The organism is Actinomadura sp. B10D3, assembly GCF_039871695.1.
In the GTDB taxonomy this organism is placed as follows: domain Bacteria; phylum Actinomycetota; class Actinomycetes; order Streptosporangiales; family Streptosporangiaceae; genus Spirillospora; species Spirillospora madurae.
Genome location: NZ_JBDPLY010000001.1, coordinates 94,648 through 110,705, shown reverse-complemented (window position 1 = coordinate 110,705; position 16,058 = coordinate 94,648). Strand labels below are relative to the sequence as shown.

Genomic DNA, 16,058 nt, shown 5'->3' with positions numbered 1-16,058 from the left:
GCTGGCCGGCTAGCTGAGTGTCACCGGTCCGTTCGGGCCCTCCAAACGCGCCACCAACGCCGGGCGCGCGCCCTCTCGGACGTTCAACTCGCCCCCGAGGGCTGATAGGTCCTTCCGCACAGCCTCGGGTTCGGGATGGACGGCCTCGAACGACAGCAGCCGCACGACCGGGAGTTCGCGCGCCGGGTGGGGCGTGTCTCCCCAGTCGATGATGAACGGCACCGGTCCCGTCCGAGGCGCCGTCAACCTCCACTGCAGCAGTTCCCCACCGGGACGGCGGCGCGACATCTCCGTCGGAGGCCCGGGGTCGTACCCGGCCGCCCGAGCACGGTCGATGGTCTCGTCCAGGTCGTCAGTGGCCACGGCCCAGCCGACCAACCCGGGCTCGGTCAGATCGTCGATCCCGAACGGTCGAGGTCCTGCCGGATCGGGCTGCTCGGGGTCCGGTCCGATGACCTCGAGAAAGGCAGCACCGCCGAGCCCCAGCAGGTGGTTCCGACTGCCCATGCCGACGTGCGACCCGCCCGGCAGCGGCCGCACCCCGGTCAGGCGCGCGACGTCCTCGACCGCCGCGGCCAGATCAGGGGCGGCGTACACCAAATGATCAAGCTTCATCCCGGGACCATAACCCGGGCACTCCACGTCCGGGAGGGAAGAAGGCAGGCCCGGGGACGGCCACAATGAGCCCATGGAATACGTCGGCCGGGTGCCTGCCCCACCCCTCGACCGGTTCATCGACGACATCTACTGCCTGACCGGGGTGCCGCGCCACCGCCGGATGAACGTGCCGCCGATGCCGTCGGCGCACCTGTACGTCAACCTGGGCGGACCCGCACGCCTATGGGATTCCGACCCTTCGGTGCCACCGGCGGTGTTCACCGACGGATGGTTCATGGGCGTATGGACCCGGCGTTTCCTGTACGAGTACCCCACCCCAGTGCGGTTGGTCGGAGTGCATTTCAAGCCCTGGGGGCTTTCACCGTTCGTCGACATGCCTGCGTCCGAGCTGCACAACCGGTGGGTGCCGGTCGACGCCGTCTGGCGGCGGTCCATCGACCGGATCCGCAACCAGGTCGGCGACACGGCATCGCCCGCCGAGACACTGCGGGTCTTGGAGGAGGAGCTGCTGTCGCGGCTCGCCGAGGCGCCCTCGCGCGGTCTCGGCCTGGTCGTGCACACCGGCGGGCGCCTGGAGACCTCCCATGGCGCGGTCCCGGTCGGTGCGCTGGCCGATGCCGCCGGGGTGAGCGGCAACCACCTGGCCAGGCAGTTCACGTCCCATGTCGGTGTCACGCCGAAGCGGGTGGCGCGGATCTACCGCTTCGCCCGGCTGATCGTCTCCGTGGACGCCCTGCGTCCGGTCGACTGGTCGGACCTCGCCCAGGCAGCGGGCTACTTCGACCGGGCCCACTTCAGCAGGGAGTTCAAGGACTTCACCAGCCACACCCCGACGGAGTACCTGGCCCTGCGGCGCCGGTTCCCGGCCGAGAGGGGGTTCCCGCCGGACGCCGGCCCGATTCCCGCGGAGTGATTTCTTACATGCCCGGCCGTGACCGGGAACGACAGGATCGGAGAAATGGCGCAGGGAAGACCGGAGGAAGACCCGTGGGCACAGTGATCATGCACAGCGTGATGTCGGTGGACGGCTTCATCGCCGACGAGAAGGACGAGGTCGGGCCGCTCCACGACTGGTACTTCAACGGGGACACCCCGATCGTCGTGAAGGACGATCAGCAGTACGACCACTCCGGAGCCGGAAGCGGCTTCAGGGTCTCGCGGGCATCGGCCGAGTACGTCCGGCCGATGTGGCGGTCGATCGGCACGATCGTGACGGGCCGCCACCTGTTCGACCTGATGAACGGCTGGGAAGGGCAGCCGCCCACGGGCGACCACGTGGTCGTGGTGTCCCACCGCCCCAAGCCCGAGGGCTGGCACCCTGAGGCGTCGTACCACTTCGTCGGGGACGTGACGGCCGCGATCGGCAAGGCCCGGGAACTCGCCGGGGACCGTGCCGTCGCCGTGAACGCCGGCGACGTGGGCGGCCAGGCCCTCGCCGCCGGCCTCGTGGACGAGGTGGCGATGGACGTCGTGCCGGTGGTGTTCGGCACAGGCAAACGCTACTTCGGCGCCATCGACGGCCGGCACCTCCTGGAGGGCCCCCACGTGGTCGTCCAGGGCGAGGGAGTCCTGCACCTGAAGTACAAGGTCCGCCGCCGGCCCTGACGACCACCGCGGCAAGGCGAAAAGGCTACCCGGACAGCCATTTCGTCGACCGACTGTCAGGTTTTCCATAGACGGGTGACCCCGGTTGGCCTGACATGAGTGTGTGGAGCTGATTTCAGAGGCGGAGTTCCCGGCGTCGTATCGGGCCGCCGATCGCTGTGCCCAATTAGGGCAGCAAAGGCTTCTCGCCGCCACCAGGGTCCGGCTGACCGCACTCGTCGCCGCGGCGCTCTTCGGGGCTCTGAGCCTCGAGAGCGGGCGCGTGGACCTTGCCGCCTTCGGGGCCGCCACGGCGCTGATCGTGGCCCTGGTGACCGACGTCTACCTGCTGACCGTGCGGCCGGACCGCCATTGGTACGCGGCGCGCGCCATGGCGGAGTCGGTCAAGTCGTTGGCGTGGCGCTACCTCGTCGGGGGACGCCCCTTCGACCAGGGGAACGAGGACGGGCGCCACGTCGACGAACAACTCCTTCGCCGGTTCGGCCATATCACGGACGCTCTGCGAGGCGTCGTCGTCGTGCCGCCCCCCGAAGGCGGGCTGGAGGTCACGAACGCGATGCGGCAGGTGAGGGCGCTGCCGTTGGACGAAAGGCGGCATGCCTACACGCTCGGCCGGATCAATGATCAACGCTCGTGGTACTCCGCGCGGGCGCTGCTGAACGAGCAGCGAGCCGCCAGGTGGTCGGTCGCGCTCGCCGTGGTCGAGGCGATCGGACTCGTCTGCGCGGTCTTGAAGGTGGTGCAGTTGGTCGACATCGACCTGGCCGGGGTGGCGGGCGCGCTGGCCGCCGCCGGTGTGGCCTGGCTCCAGACCCGGCAGCATCATCAGCTGGCCAGCGCCTACGCGGTCGCCGCCCAGGAACTGGCCGACATCGCCTCGCGCGCGCACTGGCCCGAGACCGAGGCGGAGTGGGCGCACTTCGTCGACGAGGCGGAGGAGGCGATCTCCCGTGAGCACACGCTCTGGTGGGCGTCGCACAGCTGACCCCGCCCCGGCCGGACGCGTGGCAGGATGGCGCCGAGGCAAGGGTGGTGATCGTGTGGTGGCACGCATCGCCGTGACCGGTCATCGGGACCTGACTCCGCGGTCGGCGCGCACGGTGGAGGCGCGGATCCGGGAGCTGCTCGGCTCGCGCGCCCCGGAGTTCGTGGGGGTCTCCTGCCTCGCGGAGGGCACCGATCAGATCTTCGCGGCCGTCGTCCTCGAACTCGGCGGGACGCTGGAGGCGGTGGTCTGCGCCGCGGACCTTCCCGATGCCCTCCCCGCGTCCGCGCGGGCGCCGTACGACCGGATGCTCGCCGCGGCCACCGTGGTCCGCCGCCTCCCGTTCGCCAGCTCCACCTCGCACGCCCACGAGGCGGCGAACGCCGTCATGCTGGAGTCGGCGGACGAAGTGATCGCGGTCTGGGACGGACGGCCGGCGGCGGGACGAGGCGGCACGGCGGAGGTCGTCGATGAAGCCAGGCGCCGCGGCATCCCGGTCCACCGGGTCTGGCCGCCGGGCACCGCGCGATCTTCGGACATGCTCGGTGAGGCCCGTCTCCATTGACCGGACCGCATATGGCCGAGCAGCTCGCTGACAGCGAGAACGAAAAGCCGTAGCATATCCATTGCACTCCGCACGTATGACATCCGCGTCATGTGAATTCGATCAATAAACGGAAAGACTGGATGAGTCTTGGATCGCATACGAGTGTTCCTCGCCTGGTCCCAGCAGGTTTCTGAGGAGAGCGCCCTGAACAAGGCTCTCGACATTGTGCGGAAGCAGCTCGCCGAGCGCGACTACGATGTGTACGACTGGAGCCAGCAGCAGCACATCCGCAATATCGGCGCGGAGATAGAGAACCAGTTGCTCCAGTGCGACCTGATGATCCTGGAGGGGTCGTCCGGACGACCCAACCTGGCATTCGAGGTCGGCTTCGCGCGGCGTGCCGACATCCCGGTCATCGTGCTGAAGCAGGAAGACTCGGACGCGCTTCCCGAGGACTTCGGAGCACCCAAGTACCTGCAGTATCCGAACGACGCGAGCTGGGAGGCCAACTTCAAGCGCTTCGAGACGGATCTGCGCAAGCTGCTCGATGCGCTGCAGAACGGCGCGCTCAGCCCTGGACATCGAGAACTCCGCCGCGCACGCACCGAATTCCACCACGGCGTGCAGCAGGTGCTGGACACCTATCAAGGCGATCATGCCCACCTGCACCTGATGGACGGCCTGGTCAAGGCGATGGCGGGCGGGATCCGCGAGGGCGGGCAGTCGGTCATCGCCGCGCAGTCCGACTACTACGTACGGATGTTCAACGCCCTGCAGAAGCGTCCGAACCTCCAGGTCAAGGCGATCGCCGACCTCACCGACGACATCGAGCCGTTCTGGAAGTCCAGCAAGCCGGACCTGACCACTCCCGTGGGCGAGCGCGTCTTCCTCGTCGACTGGAAACTGTTCTTCGAACGCGAGTCGGAACTGTCGCGCTACATCGACGCCTGGCGCAAGGAACTCCTGCGGCACAAGGACTACAAGATCTTCGTCGCCACCAAGGACGACATCGACCCGCGTGCCCGGCACCCGTTCAGCACGGAGACGGTCGGCCTGAATCTGCTGCTCATCGAAGACGACGCCACCTTCGGCGGCTACCGGCGGGGCCGGGACTCCAAGGATCAGCAGATGTTCGTCATGGAGCACGACGAACACCGATGCGAGAACGCGCGGGTGTTCTACAACGCGGTGGTGGAGGGCGCGGTCCGGTTCGATCCGGCCGACGACTTCGTGAGCCTGAAGCGCAAATGGCTGAGCAAACACCGGATCGGCCAGTGGGACTTGGCGTGGAACCAGCAGACCGAGCGGCGGCCGCCGGCCTACTTCGATCGGTATGACCAGCACGTTCGATGCTGGATCCCGCCCTACAACGAGTTCATCTCCGAATGCGCGGCGGCGGTGGCCCGCGAGATCCTGCACATCCGCCAGGGCACCGGCAAGCCCGTGGACCTGCTGGAGATCGGGCATGGCACGGGCAGCCTGACCGCGCAGATCCTGCCCTGGATCAAGCATCTCAGCGAGCCCTCCGAAGCCCTCGGGGACCTCCCGCCGGTCGGCCGCTACTACGCGGTCGACCGCGCCGAACAGATGCACAACATCGCCAGGGAATACCTCGGCGACGACGTCAACGCCCGCGTCCACCTGCTCAAGCAGATCGCCTGGCAGGGGGTGCGCGAGGACCTCCGTTATGACGTCATCTTCGGGTCCCTGGTGATGCACTTCATGCTCGATCGCGCCGCAGGGCCCGTCACCGCCGACAGCTTCTTCACGGAGTGCAAGCGCCGGCTGCAACCAGGCGGAAGCCTGGTCTTCTCCGATTCGTTCGGCATCGACGAGAGTTCGGGACCCGACTCCGAGGAAGCGGCCAGGCAGTGGCGCGACGCCATGGTCGCGCACGGGCTGTCGGAGGATTACGCCAACGGGTTCATCAGCGGAAACGCCGACATGATCGGCGCCTTCTCCTGTGAGGAACTCCGGGAGAGCGCCGTCCGCAACGGACTGGTCCCCGCAGGCGAGCGTTCGGTCGGCGCCATCCCGTTCTTCAAGGTCATGACCTTCCGGCGTCCCGCTCAGGAGGCCGGGTCGACCGACGCCCCCGCGACGTAGCCCAGGGCCAGCGCCTTGGCCGCCGCGGCCACGGCACCGTCGGGCGGCAGGAAATCGGCCTGGTGCAGCGGAGCAGGCCGGAACCCCGGCGCACCGCGCAGGCCCACGAAGATCATCAACGCCGGGCAGACGGCCCTGTAGTGGGCGAAGTCGTCGCCGCCGCAGGAACGCCACGGCGGCGCGAGCCGGAACCCGCCGATCGCGGCGAGCGACCGGGCGGCGAGCGCCGCCCCGTCGTCGTTGACCAGCGCCGGCTCGCTCTTGGGGAACGTCAACTCGGCGGTGCAGCCGTGCGCCTCGGCGACACCGGTCGCCATCCGCGTCACGGCGTCGCGCAGCCGGTCCTGGTCGCGCTCGTCCAAGGCGCGGAAGGTGACCCTGGCCTCGGCCTCGTCGGGAATGATGTTCTCCGTCGAACCCGCCCGCAGGCTCCCGACCGTCAGCGTCGCCGCCCGGGTCGGATCCACCTGGCGTCCGACCAGGCCGTTCAGCCCGACCACGAGGTGGGCCAGCGCCAGCACGGGATCGGTGGCCTGATGCGGGTAGGCGGCATGCCCGCCCGCCCCTTTGATCACGATGTGCACCGCGTCGGCGGCGGCGTTGACGGCCCCCGGCTCGATCCCGACCCCGCCCCAGGGCAGCTCCGGATGGACGTGCACGGCGATCGCGGCTCTCACGCCGACCGCCAGTTCGGGATCGTTGACCAGCGCCAGCGCCCCGGACGGATGACGCTCCTCACTGGGCTGGAAGACCGCGGTGAGCCTGGCCGGCAGCTCGTCCTGCATCCGGTGAGCGGCACGTACCAGGGCGGCCAACGCCGCGAGATGGACGTCATGACCGCAGGCGTGCATGTATTCACCCGTGGCTGAATACGGCGCTCCGGTCCGTTCCCTGACGGCCAGAGCGTCGAGTTCGGCCCGTACCCAAACGGCGTCCTGAGCCGCGTCGCCAATCGAGACCAGCCGTCCCGTCCCGGCGAAACTCCGCCCCTGAACAGGAAGAGCATCCTCGATCAGCGCGACCGTGGCATGCTCTTCCGACCCGAGTTCCGGGACGCGGTGGAGCCGATGACGCAGTTCGACCGCGGCCGGAATTTCGTCGGCCAGCAACCTCAGCAGTTCCTGCAACGTGTCGATCGCGGGCGGGGCCAGACCATGAGAACCGTCAGCGGTCATGTCACGATGCCCTATCCGTTGGCTACCGAGGCTCAGAATGACACTCACTTCAAAGCCTGCCAAGTGTGGTGCTTTCGGGCGTCCCGCGTCGGGTTTTGTCGGGTGGTGGGGCTAGCGTGATCGTTCATGTCTCAGAAGGAACTCGCGTTTTCCGAGCACCAGCTCAGCAGGCTCCACCCCCGGCGCGGTGGGAGCGTGCTTGCGGTGCCTGCCGCCATCGATCCTGGCGCCGCCGAGCGGCTGCGCAGCGCCTTGACGGAGTCGCGCGAGAGGGCCGAGCAGGTGCTCGGCCACGGGAAGAGCGCGCCCGAACTGGTCGAAGCCGCTCGCGCCCACCTGGACGGCCCTGCGAATCCCCTGGGCGCGGCCGTCCTCGCGGCCTCCGTCCCGAGCATCGGGGCGGGGGACCTCGCGGACGCGTGGGTCGCCGAGCACGGTCTGGCGTTCGCGGCCGCGGCGACGGCCGGGCTCGCGCGCTTCCGGGTGGAGCCCGACCCAAGTGGCGGTCAGCATCTGCAACTGGTGCGCCACGACGACTGGGCGCTCTTGCGAAGTCAGGGTGACGCGGCCTTCGATGACGTCGCTCCCCGCATGCGCGCACTCGTCGCGGCCGCCGATGACCGGGAGTACCAGGACGTGGTCGCGATGCTGGCGGAATCCCGCCAGGACCTCATCGCGCGGATCGCCACGGCGTTCCTGGCGCCGTCGGAGACCGCCTGGGTGGACGACCTGTGCGCCGAGCTGCCCGACAATCTGCCGCCCTGCCTGCCGCAGCGGGTCATGTGCTCGCTCGGCACCGCGGACCAGGTCGCGCGGTTCTGGGGGACGGTGCAGCCGTGGGGGTGGCTGGTCAGGGACCACGTCCTGTACACCGCGGCCGACGGGCTCGGCCCCGCGCTGGTCCCTCCCCTGGTCGATCTGTTCGACCGCACGGCCGCTCCCCTGGTGTTGGAAGTCCTCGGCGTCCTGCCGTCCGACGAGGCGATGAAGGCCCTGGTAGAACGCCTCGACCGGCCGGGCGCGCACGCGGCCGTCCTCCACGCCGCGGAGCACTTCCCGGAAAGCGCGCGCCGGGCTTTCCGCACCGCCGTGGACTCCGGTCCCGGGGAGATCGCCCGGTACGCGGCCCGCCTGCTGGGCGGTCCGGCCGTCCGGGACGCCGGGTGGGCCGACGAGGCGGCGCCGGAGGACCTGCCGTCGGTGTTGGCCGTCCCTCCCTGGGCAGGCGGGGGCCTGCGAGACCGCAAGCGCGCCGCTGTCAAGTACCTCAAACCCCCGGCTGAGCTCACAGCCGCATGGGAGCCCGGTGAACGTGAGGAGTGGGCCGCTCCCCCGGCCGGCCACGAGGTCGACTGGGAGAAGGAGATCGAGCTCTTCCACGATCGCCAGCTGCCCACCGAGCGGCAGGTGGGCCTGTTCCTGTCCGGCCCGGAGGAGGACGTTCGTCCCCTGCTCGCCCGCTGGTGGCCCGGGCTGATCACCGAGATCGCCCCCGAACGGCTGAAGCCGATCCTGGCGCGTTTCTCCGTGGACGCCGTCCCGGCGGCGATGGACATGGTCGGGCGCCGGCCCGCGGCCGCCGCCGAGCTCCTGCTCCCGTTCTGCGACGCCGGGATCGCCGCGCGGATGGCGGAGTCGCTGCTGCGGCGCCCGGCGCTGCGCCCCGTCGCGGAACGCTGGTTCGCGCGGCACGCGGCGGCCGCGGCTCGCGCGCTCGTCCCCGCCGCCCTCTCCCACGGGACGAGGATCACCGAGCGGCGGGAGCAGCGCGAGGCGGAGATGGCACTGGTCCACCTCGCCTCGCATGGGCACGCCGACGACGTCCTGGCGGCCGGACGGGACTACGGCGCCAAAGCCGCCGCCGAGATCGAGGCGCTGGTCGCGCTCGACCCGCTGACGGCCGCCCTGCCCGCACAGATTCCCGCCACCCCGCGCTGGCTGGACCCGCACCTCCTCCCCCAGGTACTGCTGCGGGACGGGCGGGCGCTGCCCGGCGCGGCGGTCGGACCCCTGATCACGCTCCTCATGGTGTCCGAGCCCGACGACGTCCACCCCGGCGTGGACGCGGTGCGGGAGGCGTGCACCCCCGCCTCCCTCGGCGCGTTCGTCTGGAGGATCTTCGAGCTGTCGGGCCTGCGCGAGCGCGGCGGCGGCCGCGGTCTGCAGAACGAGGGCTGGGTCATGGCCGCGCTGGGCCTCCTCGGGGACGACACCACGGCGCGCGACCTGACGTCGGTGATCCGCAGGTGGCCGGGCATGAACGGCCACCGCATGGCCGTCGCGGGCCTGGACGCGCTCGTCGCGATCGGCACCGACACCGCGCTCGGCGGGCTCAACGGCATCGCCGAACGGATCAAGTACAAGGGCCTGCAGGGACAGGCGCGGAACCGGATCGCCGTGCTCGCCGCCGACCGCGGGCTGACCGCCGAGCGGCTGGCGGACCGGCTCGTCCCCGACCTGGGCCTGGACGCGGCGGGCACGCTCGTCCTCGACTACGGCCCGCGCCGGTTCACCGTCGGGTTCGACGACCGGCTCAAGCCGTTCGTGCTCGACGAGGACGGCAAGCGGCGGGCGAGTCTCCCCAAGCCGGGCGTGCGCGACGACGCCGAGCTGGCCCCGGCGGCGCGCAAGCGGTTCACCGCGCTGAAGAAGGAGGCGCGTGCCACCGTGGCCGCACAGCTGGAGCGGCTGGAGCGGGCGATGGTCGCCGGGCGGCGCTGGAGCGCGGACGAGTTCCGCGAGCTGATCGTGGGGCATCCCCTGATCTGGCACATCGCCCACCGGCTGCTGTGGACGGCGGGCGACCGGACGTTCCGCATCGCCGAGGACCGCTCGCTCGCCGACCTCGACGACGCCGAAACCGCCCTGGCCGACGCCGACCAGGTCGGGATCGCCCACCCCCTGCACCTGCCCGAGGGCGATCTGAAAGCGTGGTCCGACGTCTTCGCCGACTACGAGATCATCCAGCCGTTCCCCCAGCTCGGCCGCCCGATCCACACGCTGACCGACGACGAGCGGGCCGGAGCCGCACTCGACCGGTTCCGCGGCCTCAGCGTCCCCACCGGCGCGGTGCAGGGCCTGCGGCAGCGCGGCTGGGACCGCGGAATCCCGCTGGACAACGGCATCATCTTCTGGATCTCACGGCGCCTCCCCGGCGGCCGGACGGTCGTCCTGGACCTCGACCCCGGCGTCCCCGTCACCGCTCCGGGAGACTGGCCGGAGCAGCGGATCAAGGAGGTCCGCATCGTCCCCGGCCACGACCTGGCCCAGCGGCCCGGCACCCACTCCGCGACCTTCGCCGACCTCGACGCGATCAGCGCCTCGGAGCTCCTGACCGACGTCCTCCACCTCACCGACGGCCGCACGGCGACGTAGACCGATGTCTGGACTCCGCAGGGTCCGTTCAGGTCACACTGCGGAGTCCAGACGTCCGCGCTGCTCGGCGGTCAGCTCCAGTGACACGCCCGCGATCGCCTCGTCCAGCTGCTCGACCGTGCTGACGCCGACGATCGGCACGGCGGCCGGGGTGCCGCCGGTCAGCCACGCCAGCACCACACGGTTGCGGTTCGTGCCGGTCTCCGCGGCGATCTCGTCGAGCACCGTGAGGCGGCGTGCGGTGCCGGGGTGCTCGTACTCCGCCGGCAGCGGCTTGTCCGTGTTGGTGTAGCGCCCGCTCAGCAGCGGCGTGTACGCCCACAGCGCCATGTCGGGGTTGTGTTCCAGGTAGTGGAGACCCTCGTCCGTGACCGCGCCGAACCGGTGCACCACAGTGGGCTGGGTGCCTGGACGCGGTTGCAGGTATGTGTGGTGCTGCTGCATCGCGGTGAAGCCGGCACAGCCGTCGGCCTGTGCGATCCGCCGTGCCCGCTCGACCTGCCAGACGGGGTAGTTGGAGCAGCCCAGGCGGCCGACCGTACCTGCGGACACGAGGTCACCGAAGGCGGCGACCGTCTCTTCCAGCGGTGTGTCCGGATCGGGCTTGTGGGCCCAGTACAGCTCGACGTGGTCGGTACAGAGCCGTCGAAGGCTGCCCTCGATCGCACGCTTGACGGCCTTGTCCGAGAGGCCCTCGACCCGCTCCGGGAACCCTCCGACCACGGTCGGCTCGCAGCCCACCTTGGTGCTGATCTTGACGCGGTCGCGGACGCCCGGGCGGCTCGCCAGCCAGCGCCCGAGCACGGTCTCGCTCTGCCCTCCGAAGCCGCTCGGATCGGCCCAGAACGCATAGCAGTCGGCGGTGTCGATCCAGACGCCTCCGGCGTCCACGAAACGGTCCAGGAGCTCGAACGACCGGCGCTCGTCCTGAACGGTGCCGAACAACATGGAACCAAGAGACAAGTTGTCAATCACGGTGACAACGTAGGCGGATTCGGATCGGCGCTACGATCCAATCTTGTGTCTGTTCCCCAGACCAATCTCGCGTGGGCGACACTGCTGGACGTCCACCCCCCGGAACGCGGCCGGCGCCGCCTGCACGATCGCCTGGCTCACGCGCTGCGCGCCGCGATCCGGGAGGGGCGGCTGGTGGAGGGCGCCGCCGTGCCGCCGAGCCGAACGCTCGCCGAGGAACTCGGCTGCTCCCGGTGGGTCGTGACAGAGGCGTACGCCCAGCTCAAAGCGGAGGGCTACCTCTCCGCGCGGACGGGTTCCGCCACCCGCGTCTCCTGGACACCGGACACCGCGCCGCCGCTGCCCCGCGCGCGACCCGCACCGCCGCGGCCACCGATCCGGTACGACCTCGCGCCCGGCCTGCCCGACCTCCGGGCGTTTCCGCGCCGGCGCTGGGCCGAAGCCGTCCGCACGGTCACCGGCTCGGCCGTCCACTATGACCTCGGCCTGCCCGACCCGTCCGGGCATGCGGTGCTGCGCACCACCCTCGCGCAGTACCTGCGGCGCTCGCGCAGCGCGGACGCGGCCGCCGCGTCCGTGGCCGTGTGCGCGGGCATCACCGACGGTCTGGCCCGCCTGTGCCGGACGCTGCGCGCCGAGGGCATCGCCGACGTGGCCGTGGAAGATCCGGGCTGGCCGCGGCTGCGGGACGCCGCGAGGAGCGCCGGTTTGCGCGTCCACCCGGTACCGGTGGACCACGACGGCCTCCGCGTCGACGACCTCGCACAGATCCCGGCCCGCGCCGTGGTCGTCGGCGCGGCGCACCAGTTCCCCACCGGCACGGTCCTGTCCCCGGCACGCCGGGCACGTCTGGTGCGCTGGGCCCGCGACGTCGACGGCTTCCTCATCGAGGACGACTACGACGCCGAGTTCCGCTACGACCGCCCCCCGATCGCCGTCATGCAGGGCATGGACCCGAGCCGGGTCTTCCTCCTCGGCTCGGTCAGCAAGACGCTGTCGCCGGCCCTCGGCCTCGGCTGGCTGGTCGCGCCCGCCGCGATGAGCTCGGCGCTCCGGGCGGCGAACCCCGTCGCCGCCGCGCCTCCGGTGCTGGACCAACTCGCGCTCGCCGCCTTCATCGACCGCGGGTGGTACGACGCCCACCTGCGGGCGGCGCGGCGGCGGTTCCGTGCCCGCCGCGACCTCCTCGTCCGGACGCTCGGCGCCCAGGTGCCGGAGGGCCGGGTGGCCGGCACCGCCGCAGGGCTGCACATCCTGCTGCACCTACCGGACGGCACCGACACCCGTGCGGCGGTCCGGGCCGGGGCCGCGTCCGGGCTTCGTCTGGCGGACCTCGACGACTACCGCGTGAAGCGATCTGCGGGGAACGCGCTCGTCCTTGGCTACGGCAACATCAGCGACACGGAGATCTCCGCAGCCGTCACGCTCCTCCGCGAAGCGTTGCGCCCGCCCCGCTGATCACTCACCCGCGGCGAGTGACCGCTCATCGACAGTGACATCGATCACTAGACCGGAGCATGCCGTGTGCGGATGCCTCCGAACGGTAACAACATGCGAGGAACTCAGGACTCTTCCCCTGCTGACCACCATCGACCCGACGAGCACGGCTCGGTGCCCGCCCCAGCCGTCCGGAGGCGTCCCCTGGTAGGCACCCTCGCCACGATCGTCGTCCTGCACGTCGGCGCGTTCACGCTGACCGGTCTCAAACTGAGCCACGATGCCACGTCCAAGATCATCGTTCCGGCGGTCGCCGACACCTCCGTGGCACGTGAGGAACCGGCCGAAGGCTTCGGCGTGGCCAGGACGATCACAGCCTCGACGTCGCCAGGAAGACACACCGAGGCGTACGTCGCGTTCGACGTGCCGCGCGACACGCCCCGCATCACCGGGGCCCGCATGGAGGTCGCGCTCGACGGCCCACGTCCCCGCCAGGTCGAGCTCCGCAAAGTGCCCGCGTCCTGGACCGAGCATGGCACGTTCTGGAACAACCGTCCCGCCGCCGGCCCGGTCGTCGCGACCGCCGCCCCCACCGCCGACACGATCGGCTTCGACGTCACCTCGGTGGTCCGGGGCCCCGGCCGCCACGCTTTCGCCTTCACCAGCAAGGACGCCCGCTCGGCGGCATCGCTTCGCTCTCGGGAGAGCGGCAACGGCCCCCGCCTCGTCCTCACGACCGATGACTCTTCCGAGAGACCCCGGAACCTGTCGGCCGCCACCCCCACCCTCTGCGGCGTCTCCCTCGACCTCAAACCGGGTGAGACGTTCCAGAACGCACTCAGCCGCATGGACGACACCTACGGCGGCCTGGAGACCGTCCGGCTGTACTACCCCGGCGTCCCGCCGGCGTGGCCCGGCAACCCCGACACCGGCAACCGCCCGCCGATCATCTCCTTCAAACTCGCCCCCAAGGACATCCTCGCCGGCAAGTACGACAAGGAGATGACCCGCTGGTTCGCGACCGCGCCCCGCGACCACGACGTCTACTGGGTCTACTACCACGAGCCCGAGGACAACATCGCCTCCGGCGAGTTCACCGCCGCCGACTACCGCGCCGCCTGGCGCCACCTGCGCTCCCTCGCCGACAAAGCCGGCAACCCCCGCCTCCACGCCACCCTCGTCCTGATGAGCTGGAGCCTCGACCCCCTCTCCAAGCGCGACTGGCGCGACTACTACCCCGGACGCGACGTCATCCAGGTCCTCGGCTGGGACGTCTACAACCTCGGCTGGAAGAAGGGCCGCTACGACACCCCCGCCACCATGTACGACCGGGTCGTCGCCGTCAGCAAGGCCGAAAACCTCCCCTTCGGCATCGCCGAGACCGGCAGCTTCCTGATCAAGGGCGACAACGGCGACCAACGCGCCTCCTGGCTCCGCGCCACCAACGCCTACCTCGCCAAACGCCGCGCCCTCTGGGTCGCCTACTTCGACCTCAACTGGGAAACCGGCGACTACCGCCTCAATGACACCCAAAGCCGCAAGGCCTGGCAAGAGTCCTGCTAGAGGTGCTTACTGGTGGACCACCGTGCCGCTCGAAAGGAGATCTCATGACCGACGATGAGACCGACCTCACGGAACATGTGGCCGTGTGCCCCGTCACCGATGACCTGGCCGCGCAGATCATCAGTTTGGCGGACATGTCCTGGGAGGGTCCGGACGCCACCGCCGCAATGCCGACCTTCGGCTGGACCGAGCCCGACGACACCGTCCCGATGAGCGAGGTGCACTGTGTCACCAGCCAGGGGCAGTTCGTCTTCGCTGACTGCGGTTTCTTCATGCCGTTCGCCTACTTCTACACGTTGGCGCTCAGCCCGGACGACCCCTTCGTTTCAGTTCCCGGCTGGTCCGTCCGGCAGGATGCGGACCGCGGCGACTTCGATGCCGCCGTCGAGGACGCCGTGGAACGCTTCACGGCGCGGCTCGGACGGCCCGACCACACCACGACGCTGCAGGGCAGCAGTTCCATGGCCGCCGGCCCCATCACGTGGCGTTACGCCGCCTGGCGCCGGAACCAGAACGTCCTCATCGTCGGCCCGAAATCCGAGGCCATGTCCTACCACCAGTTCGAGGAGGGCACCGTCCACATCATCCCTCTTGCGGCGGGCGCGCCATTCCCGGAGGGTGACGAACTCTATCGACTCCTCAACTCGTGACGCTGCCACGACCGGAAGCGCCCTCGTTGGAAGCCAAGGAACACCGTTCAAGCGAGCCAGAATCACCAGCATTGCAAAAACCGAGATATCGGTTCGGCCAGGCCATTCCCACGCCCCGGCGCACGCCGGTCACATTCGGCTACCTGACCATCCTATGCCTTGGCTACGTTCTTGTATACAAGGTCGTCCCCATCAGCGTGGCGCGCGACTTTCTTCTCTCGATCAGTACGACCGTTCCGGCCATGGAAAGCCGGCCACTCGTCGCATTGGCCGGCAGCACGCTGGTGTTGACCCCTCCACTGTGGAGCGTTTCGAGTCTCATCACGCTCGCCGGCGGAATCGGCTGGTGCATGGGCAGGGTCGAGCGCACCTATGGGGCGAGTATCTGCGTTGCCGTGTTCGTCGCCGGACATGTCGGCGGGACATTGATCACCACCGGAGTCAAGATCGCGGGTGTGCGGGCAGGCTTCTACGACGCCTCGGTGCTGCGCACGTTCGATTTCGGCCCAAGCTACGGGACCATCGCCATCATGGCAGTGATGATCCTGTTCCTCCCGCAATTGCTCCGCCCAGTATGGCTCCTCACGGGCGTCGCCTATCTCCTGTACTTGGCAACATGGCATGGCCCTCTACCTGACTTCACCACGATCGGCCATCTCTCCGCGGTAGCCATCGGACTGGCTTGCGCCGTCGCACTGCACCGCAGCAGGCCTGAAGCGCGAAACAAGAACAAGTCGGGGACAGCCAAGGCCCCTGAACGGCAAAACACACAGACGTGAGCACCGTCCCCGGATGGTCAGGTCGGGCTCGCCGTACAGATCTGCCGCACTGGGAGCTCCCACAGGACCCCCAGTCTTGGACCAATACGTGGCGTGATGCTGAACTCGTTCCCGTCTGACCGCATCGTCGCGGTGGTGTAGCCGTGGACAGTTTTGTCCTGATGGCGCGCTTTTTCCGCAGCACCGCTGGGGACGGCTGGGCCGATCGTCTTCCTCCTCATCGGCCTCGGCATGGTGGCGGGC

General features: G+C 69.9%; 13 protein-coding genes. 10 read left to right on the top strand and 3 right to left on the bottom strand.

The window, feature by feature from the left end; translation table 11 throughout:
• Positions 1–9: 9 nt before the first annotated feature.
• Positions 10–615, bottom strand: coding sequence for a VOC family protein (locus ABGB11_RS00460; protein WP_347627544.1), 606 nt, complete (start codon positions 613–615; stop codon positions 10–12).
• 73 nt (positions 616–688) lie between these two features.
• Between ABGB11_RS00460 and ABGB11_RS00455 the strand changes: the two genes are divergently transcribed.
• From ABGB11_RS00455 to ABGB11_RS00435, 5 genes are all read left to right on the top strand, one after another.
• Positions 689–1,531, top strand: a complete 843-nt coding sequence (locus ABGB11_RS00455) for a helix-turn-helix domain-containing protein (protein WP_347627542.1) — start codon at positions 689–691, stop codon at positions 1,529–1,531.
• Between the two features lie 74 nt (positions 1,532–1,605).
• Positions 1,606–2,223, top strand: a complete 618-nt coding sequence (locus tag ABGB11_RS00450) for a dihydrofolate reductase family protein (protein WP_347627540.1) — start codon at positions 1,606–1,608, stop codon at positions 2,221–2,223.
• Positions 2,224–2,326: 103 nt separating this feature from the next.
• Positions 2,327–3,208 (top strand): DUF4231 domain-containing protein, encoded by an 882-nt coding sequence (locus ABGB11_RS00445; protein ID WP_347627538.1) that lies wholly within the window; start codon positions 2,327–2,329, stop codon positions 3,206–3,208.
• Between the two features lie 58 nt (positions 3,209–3,266).
• Positions 3,267–3,773, top strand: a complete 507-nt coding sequence (locus tag ABGB11_RS00440) for a hypothetical protein (protein ID WP_347627536.1) — start codon at positions 3,267–3,269, stop codon at positions 3,771–3,773.
• Between the two features lie 129 nt (positions 3,774–3,902).
• Positions 3,903–5,861, top strand: a complete 1,959-nt coding sequence (locus ABGB11_RS00435; protein WP_347627534.1) for a class I SAM-dependent methyltransferase — start codon at positions 3,903–3,905, stop codon at positions 5,859–5,861.
• Here ABGB11_RS00435 and ABGB11_RS00430 read toward each other — a convergent pair.
• On the bottom strand, positions 5,825–7,099 hold the full coding sequence (locus ABGB11_RS00430; RefSeq protein WP_347627532.1) for a M20 family metallopeptidase: 1,275 nt from the start codon (positions 7,097–7,099) through the stop codon (positions 5,825–5,827). The genes ABGB11_RS00435 and ABGB11_RS00430 overlap by 37 nt on opposite strands.
• Positions 7,100–7,162: 63 nt before the next feature.
• Here ABGB11_RS00430 and ABGB11_RS00425 point away from each other — a divergent pair, with 63 nt between their 5' ends.
• The gene (locus ABGB11_RS00425; RefSeq protein ID WP_347627530.1) at positions 7,163–10,411 is read left to right on the top strand and encodes a DUF4132 domain-containing protein; all 3,249 of its coding nucleotides are present in this window, start codon (positions 7,163–7,165) and stop codon (positions 10,409–10,411) included.
• A 33-nt stretch (positions 10,412–10,444) separates the two neighbouring features.
• Here ABGB11_RS00425 and ABGB11_RS00420 read toward each other — a convergent pair whose 3' ends face one another.
• A complete protein-coding gene (locus tag ABGB11_RS00420; RefSeq protein ID WP_347627528.1) occupies positions 10,445–11,386 on the bottom strand; it encodes an aldo/keto reductase in 942 nt (313 codons plus the stop codon).
• Positions 11,387–11,431: 45 nt separating this feature from the next.
• On the opposite strand from ABGB11_RS00420, the gene ABGB11_RS00415 reads away from it, so the two are divergent.
• The 4 genes from ABGB11_RS00415 to ABGB11_RS00400 all read left to right on the top strand — a co-directional run bounded on the left by ABGB11_RS00415 (position 11,432) and on the right by ABGB11_RS00400 (position 15,815).
• Positions 11,432–12,844 carry a PLP-dependent aminotransferase family protein gene (locus ABGB11_RS00415; protein WP_347627526.1) on the top strand — a complete coding sequence of 471 codons (1,413 nt, stop codon included), beginning with the start codon at positions 11,432–11,434 and terminating at the stop codon, positions 12,842–12,844.
• Between the two features lie 153 nt (positions 12,845–12,997).
• Positions 12,998–14,386: a DNRLRE domain-containing protein gene (locus tag ABGB11_RS00410; RefSeq protein ID WP_347627524.1), complete on the top strand. Its 1,389-nt coding sequence runs from the start codon at positions 12,998–13,000 to the stop codon at positions 14,384–14,386.
• A 44-nt stretch (positions 14,387–14,430) separates the two neighbouring features.
• Positions 14,431–15,036: a hypothetical protein gene (locus ABGB11_RS00405; protein ID WP_347627522.1), complete on the top strand. Its 606-nt coding sequence runs from the start codon at positions 14,431–14,433 to the stop codon at positions 15,034–15,036.
• A complete protein-coding gene (locus ABGB11_RS00400; RefSeq protein ID WP_347627520.1) occupies positions 15,033–15,815 on the top strand; it encodes a rhomboid-like protein in 783 nt (260 codons plus the stop codon). The genes ABGB11_RS00405 and ABGB11_RS00400 overlap by 4 nt, the downstream gene beginning before the upstream one ends.
• The last annotated feature ends 243 nt before the right edge of the window (positions 15,816–16,058 follow it).